Annotated in this window: 9 protein-coding genes; all 9 read left to right on the forward strand. The window is 41.4% G+C overall.

Features of this window, described 5'->3' with window-relative positions:
• Positions 1-182: 182 nt before the first annotated feature.
• The 9 genes from rfbD (at position 183) to QAI40_RS16725 (ending at position 4,891) form a co-directional block, all read left to right on the forward strand.
• Positions 183-1,139 (forward strand): dTDP-4-dehydrorhamnose reductase, encoded by a 957-nt coding sequence (gene rfbD, locus QAI40_RS16685; protein WP_304511875.1) that lies wholly within the window; start codon positions 183-185, stop codon positions 1,137-1,139.
• A gap of 16 nt (positions 1,140-1,155) precedes the next feature.
• On the forward strand, positions 1,156-2,211 hold the full coding sequence (locus tag QAI40_RS16690) for a DUF6765 family protein (RefSeq protein WP_331521138.1): 1,056 nt from the start codon (positions 1,156-1,158) through the stop codon (positions 2,209-2,211).
• 170 nt (positions 2,212-2,381) lie between these two features.
• Positions 2,382-2,594, forward strand: a complete 213-nt coding sequence (locus tag QAI40_RS16695; protein ID WP_304511877.1) for a hypothetical protein — start codon at positions 2,382-2,384, stop codon at positions 2,592-2,594.
• Complete coding sequence (locus tag QAI40_RS16700; protein ID WP_304511878.1) at positions 2,581-2,748, forward strand: hypothetical protein; 168 nt, start codon at positions 2,581-2,583, stop codon at positions 2,746-2,748. The genes QAI40_RS16695 and QAI40_RS16700 overlap by 14 nt, the downstream gene beginning before the upstream one ends.
• Positions 2,749-2,754: 6 nt before the next feature.
• Positions 2,755-3,201: a PIN domain-containing protein gene (locus tag QAI40_RS16705; protein ID WP_304511879.1), complete on the forward strand. Its 447-nt coding sequence runs from the start codon at positions 2,755-2,757 to the stop codon at positions 3,199-3,201.
• Positions 3,198-3,416: a hypothetical protein gene (locus QAI40_RS16710; RefSeq protein WP_304511880.1), complete on the forward strand. Its 219-nt coding sequence runs from the start codon at positions 3,198-3,200 to the stop codon at positions 3,414-3,416. The genes QAI40_RS16705 and QAI40_RS16710 overlap by 4 nt, the downstream gene beginning before the upstream one ends.
• A gap of 154 nt (positions 3,417-3,570) precedes the next feature.
• Positions 3,571-3,981 carry a hypothetical protein gene (locus QAI40_RS16715; RefSeq protein WP_304511881.1) on the forward strand — a complete coding sequence of 137 codons (411 nt, stop codon included), beginning with the start codon at positions 3,571-3,573 and terminating at the stop codon, positions 3,979-3,981.
• A 282-nt stretch (positions 3,982-4,263) separates the two neighbouring features.
• Positions 4,264-4,569: a nucleotidyltransferase family protein gene (locus QAI40_RS16720; protein WP_304511882.1), complete on the forward strand. Its 306-nt coding sequence runs from the start codon at positions 4,264-4,266 to the stop codon at positions 4,567-4,569.
• Positions 4,559-4,891 carry a HepT-like ribonuclease domain-containing protein gene (locus tag QAI40_RS16725; protein ID WP_304511883.1) on the forward strand — a complete coding sequence of 111 codons (333 nt, stop codon included), beginning with the start codon at positions 4,559-4,561 and terminating at the stop codon, positions 4,889-4,891. Before QAI40_RS16720 ends, QAI40_RS16725 begins: the two co-directional genes overlap by 11 nt.
• Positions 4,892-5,195: the final 304 nt, after the last annotated feature.

The raw sequence follows: 5,195 nt of genomic DNA on the forward strand, positions 1-5,195 counted from the left end.
TGAGCAGAGAGAAATATCTTAAACTACTGGAAAGGGCCTGAGACACTTGATCAAATTCGATACTTTACCCCCAAACAACGACAACAACGCAAGCCTGACCCCAGGCAGAGACCCCAGGCAAAATCCTTAAAACGCAGTTTTTGCCCCCAAAAAGCAGGCCCTAAGAGGAAAAAACACCCCAATTGCAACGATTCTCCCATAAAAACAAGCACTTATCGGGGTCAGACCCCACTATATTAATAATAGGTTCCAATGGTCAGCTAGGCTGGGAACTGTGCAAAAAAGGCAAGAGCCATGGTTTTAATATCATCCCCACAGATATCCCAAAATTTGATATAACCGATCCTGCTGCGGTAAAGACGGCGGTAAATCAACCCGGCCTGTCTCTGGTTATCAATGCATCAGCCTATACAGCCGTTGACAAGGCTGAATCAGAACCGGAAACAGCCTTTGCAGTAAACCGTGACGGCCCTGCTTATCTTGCCTCATCCTGCAATGAAGCAAAAATCCCTCTTATCCATATTTCTACAGACTATGTTTTTGACGGCACCAGAGAGGAACCTTATCTGGAAACCGATTCAATATCACCCATAGGCATTTACGGCAAAAGCAAGGCCGAAGGAGAGGGCAGGGTAAGACTTCATTTAAAAGAACATATTATTATACGCACCGCATGGCTCTATGGCATCCACGGAAATAATTTTGTCAAGACCATGCTTGGCCTTGGAAAAGAAAAAGAAACCCTGAGAGTCGTAGCCGATCAATACGGATGTCCCACCTGGGCGGCCGACCTTGCCGGGGCCATCCTGACAATTGCAGGACAAATTAAGGAAAGGCACGATATTCCCTGGGGTACTTATCACTATTGTGGCAAAGGAAAAACAACCTGGCACGGTTTTGCAGAAAAAATATTCGAACTGGCAAAGCAATACGATTCGTTTGCAATAAAAAAGGTGATACCGGTTACGACTGCTGAATATCCGACACCGGCCAGAAGACCGCTTAATTCGGTTATGGATTGTTCTATGCTGATAAATAATTTTGGCATCAGCCTCATACAATGGCAAAAGAGTTTAGCAACCATGCTCAGTCAAAACCCAACACCTATTAACCAAACAACGACAACAACGCAAGCCTGACCCCAGGCAAATAGACATACATTATTACGCAGCATACGCAATGGCCCGGATGGCCGGTCTCAGGCCCAAGGCAGCCGGAACAATTGCCACGGCATCGCAATACGTGGATGATGCAGTTGACGCAGATATCCGGCATCATGAAAAGGGTAACAAACTTGCCCCCATTGTAACAGCGCACAAGCTCCTGGAACTCACCGAAAACAGGGATGTAAATGATCAACCCTTTGTCTGGGTTCCTTTCCACTTTTTTCCTGGAAATAAAGGCAAAGATTTCACGGAACAATTGCTCTGCCGCAAGGACAGCCCTTTAATAAACGAGCTCATCGACCACTATCTTGACCTGCATGATTGCCCGTTTGCTCTGGAGCTCATCGGCCTTGTTGCCCACGTGTATGCAGACACCTTTTCACATTCAGGGTTTTCCGGTGTCAGTTCAAGGCAAAACAAAGTCGATGCCGCCAGCATAACGCCCTTAAATGCCGCAGCCCCGACTGCCACATATCTTGACAAAAAGCTGGACAGCTTCTTCCGCATGTTCGGTTTCCAGGGAGGCCTCTGGACCAACGTGAGAAGATCAATCATAAGCAATGGCGCTGTGGCAGTACTGCCCGATCTGCCTTATCTTGAATGGAGCTTCAGATATGAGCACTCGCCCGAAATATTTAAGCGTAACAATGTAGACACATTTCTTGAAGCATGCAGAAAAATGCACGCTATGTTTCAAAGATTTGTATCTCTTTCCACAGGCCATGACGACGGCACAAGCGGCATTGATTTCAGCACAAAGGAAGACCGCATAAAAGATATCCTGTCTTTTCAAGACGGAAAAACACAGCGATCTGAAAAATGGCGGACAGCCTTTACCAAGGGCGAGCTTGGAATAAAACCCGGTGAGGAAATACCCCTTTATGATCCCGCACTCTGGGATAAACAAAGAAACCATTTCCCAGGCCTGGACAAACCCCAAAAAGTCGCTGCAAGCAATATCTACCATTTTTACCAGGCCGCAAGCCTCCACCGGCATTACCTGCTCCGCGAGCTTTTGCCCAAACACAACCTGATTGTGGTTTAGCTGCCTGCCATAAAAATGTAAGTGAGTTTTTGTTGGAAGCAGGTATCACTGCGGCCAAACAACGACAACAAAGCAAGCCTGACCCCGTCCTTAAAAAAAAGTTGTCCTTATTAACTTTACAGCTTATAATAAAGATCAATTTAAGTATTAAGCTTTTGAGGAGGCACATCATGGAAGCAATTGAGTTTAAAGCGAAAATCAAAAACGGGTTTATTCGAATTCCTGAAAAATTTAAGCAAAGAACCGGCAGCAATGTAAAGGTCATTATAATAAGTGAACAAAAGGTCAGGCAAAGCGATATAATCGATAAGCTGTTGTTAAATCCTATAAAATTAAAGGGTTTTTCACCTTTTTTGAGAGAAGAAATTTATGAACGGTTTTAATGTAAAGCCTGAAGCAACATATTTTATAGATACAAACATATGGCTTTATTCATTTATCCAGGGTCAAGATGTAGAAAAAAATGAAATTTCCAGGGCCATTATTAAAGAATGTGAAATTGTTATCAGTACTCAGATCGTTAATGAAGTGATATAGATAATTATGGTAAACAAAATTTATCTTGATGTGTGTGCTTTGTGTCGTCCATATGATGATCAGTCTTATATGCGTATCAATCTGGAGACAATTGCTGTTCAATTGATATTTTCTGCAATAGATCAAAACATGTATGATCTGGTCTATTCGCCGGTTCATATAAAAGAAATTTCAGCCATATCAGATCAAATTGAACGATTTGAACTTTATCATCTGCTTCAGGAAACAGGTAAGTTTATTAAGGTTGATAAAGCGCGGGCAAGAAAGCGAGCTGAAAGATTGGTTTCTACAAGCTTTGGGGTTGCAGATGCTGCACATCTGGTTTTTGCAGAAGCGGTTGGGGCTGATTTTATTACATGTGATGACAAATTATGCAAAAAATGTTGTACGGTAGATACAGTTATTTGGGCAGGTAATCCAGTAGCTTTTTGCGACAAGGAGGGCTTAAGATGAAGTTAACAAAAACAGTTCCTGATAATGATCTTATGAAAAAGGGGATAGAAATACTTTTTCGGGAACTTGGAAATGTAGATGCCATCCGGTTTTTATCTATACCGAGGAAAAAACGGGTTGAAAGTATAAAGCGGCATAGAGACTGGCAGCGGACATTGGACAAGGATGCCTTTTTTGATGAAATATTTGGTGATCATGATCAGGAGATTTCTTGAAATTGATTTCTGTTTCACCTTTCACCCATGAAGTGCTTCTTGCTGCACTGATCCTGGGTCCGACCCCATAAAGTCTTGATACTTTACCCCCAAACAACGACAACAAAGCAAGCCTGACCCCAACCCCATGATTGTGGTTTAAAGGAAAACACCCATGACCCTGCCTGAAATAGGTGATACAATCACCACAAAAAAAGCCCTGGAATTATGCCGGCATTTCAGCCTGGATTATCTGGTTGACCGTATTGAATCTGATCCGGAAAAATATAAGGACTGGAAGTTTGACGGCTGCTCAGGCCTGCCTGATGAAGTAATGGGATTTTTCACGGGCTGTGACTGGAAGGACATCACATACAAGTGCTGCCTGCCCCATGATCTTTGCTATGCTTATGGAGACCCGGGAAATGATATTGAAAAAAAGCGGGTGGACATAAAGTTTTACAGTGATCTGGTAACCAAAGCAGGCATGAAAAAATGGTGCGCCGCAGCTTTCCTTGCCGCAGTTCAGATAGGCGGAGCAGAGGAATTCGGACTGTCATTTTCATGGGGATTTGCCTACAAATGAATTTTTATCCTTGACAATATCTTTTGACTGGTTTAGAAATTCATTCCGTGAATAAATGTAAGTGAAGGGGCGGAGCTGGGTAAACCACCCATTAATCCAACACTCGAAATCAAGTACAAATAACGACAATAAGGAAAGCTGGACCCCAGGCAAAACCCTTAAAACCCACTTTTTGACCCCAAAAAGCAGGCCCTAAGAGGAAAAAACACCCCAAATTGCAACGATTCTCTCATAAAAACAAACACTTATCGGGGTCAGACCCTGCCTAAAAGCCTAAATAAAATGAACAAAATACTTAGAAAAAATATTAATAAAATAAAAGTTTTGTGCGCAAGTCATAATGTTAAGACATTGTTTGCATTTGGATCAGTATGTACTGATAAGTTTGATGATTCCAGCGATATTGATTTGTTGATTTCTTTCAATCCTATGGGTTATACTGATTATGCGGATAATTATTTTTTAATCGCAGATAAGTTTGAAGAAATATTACACAGGCCAGTTGATTTAATAACTGATAAATCATTATCAAATCCTTTTTTTATTGACTCAGTAAACCAGACAAAGACTCAAATTTATGGAACATAAGATTAAAAAATTTCTTTTCGACATAAAAGAATCAATTAAATCTATCGAAAGCTATCTTGGAGACAAAAGAGATTTTAATGTGTATCAGAGCAATAAAATGCTTCGTCGTGCGATTGAAAGAGAATTTGAGATCATAGGAGAGGCAATGAGTAGGATTGAGAAGCTTGATAATAAAATAAATATTACAACAAAAAAACAAATTATCAGTATGCGGAACCGAGTGATTCATGGATATGATAAAATAGATGATGCAATAATTTGGGGGACAATTATAAAATATTTGCCGATTCTTAAGAATGAAATTCAAGACTTAATTGATTAACCAACCACGAAAACTCCTGGTAGCAGCGAGACCAGGCTTCATAATAAACTCTTGAACAACTCAAACATCAAATATGATCACAAAATCCTTAAAACCCACTTTTTGACCCCAAAAAGCAGGCCCTAAGAGGAAAAAACACCCCAAATTGCAACGATTCTCTCATAAAAACAAACACTTATCGGGGTCAGACCCCACTATAAACTATCTAATCACCGGCGGAGCCGGATTTATCGGCACAAACTTTATACGCCATGCCCTTTCGGCAAGGCCGGATTGGAATATTGTCAACCTTGATGCGCTCACC

Source organism: Desulfobacula sp. (genome assembly GCF_030611305.1).
Lineage (GTDB): Bacteria > Desulfobacterota > Desulfobacteria > Desulfobacterales > Desulfobacteraceae > Desulfobacula.

Excerpts from the sequence above, each read along its gene's own strand:
- QAI40_RS16710 (WP_304511880.1), top strand. The coding sequence starts at position 3,198 with ATGAAGTTAACAAAAACAGTTCCTGATAATGATCTTATGAAAAAGGGG.
- QAI40_RS16705 (WP_304511879.1), top strand. The coding sequence starts at position 2,755 with ATGGTAAACAAAATTTATCTTGATGTGTGTGCTTTGTGTCGTCCATAT.
- QAI40_RS16725 (WP_304511883.1), top strand. The coding sequence starts at position 4,559 with ATGGAACATAAGATTAAAAAATTTCTTTTCGACATAAAAGAATCAATT.
- QAI40_RS16720 (WP_304511882.1), top strand. The coding sequence starts at position 4,264 with ATGAACAAAATACTTAGAAAAAATATTAATAAAATAAAAGTTTTGTGC.
- QAI40_RS16715 (WP_304511881.1), top strand. The coding sequence starts at position 3,571 with ATGACCCTGCCTGAAATAGGTGATACAATCACCACAAAAAAAGCCCTG.
- QAI40_RS16700 (WP_304511878.1), top strand. The coding sequence starts at position 2,581 with ATGAACGGTTTTAATGTAAAGCCTGAAGCAACATATTTTATAGATACA.
- QAI40_RS16695 (WP_304511877.1), top strand. The coding sequence starts at position 2,382 with ATGGAAGCAATTGAGTTTAAAGCGAAAATCAAAAACGGGTTTATTCGA.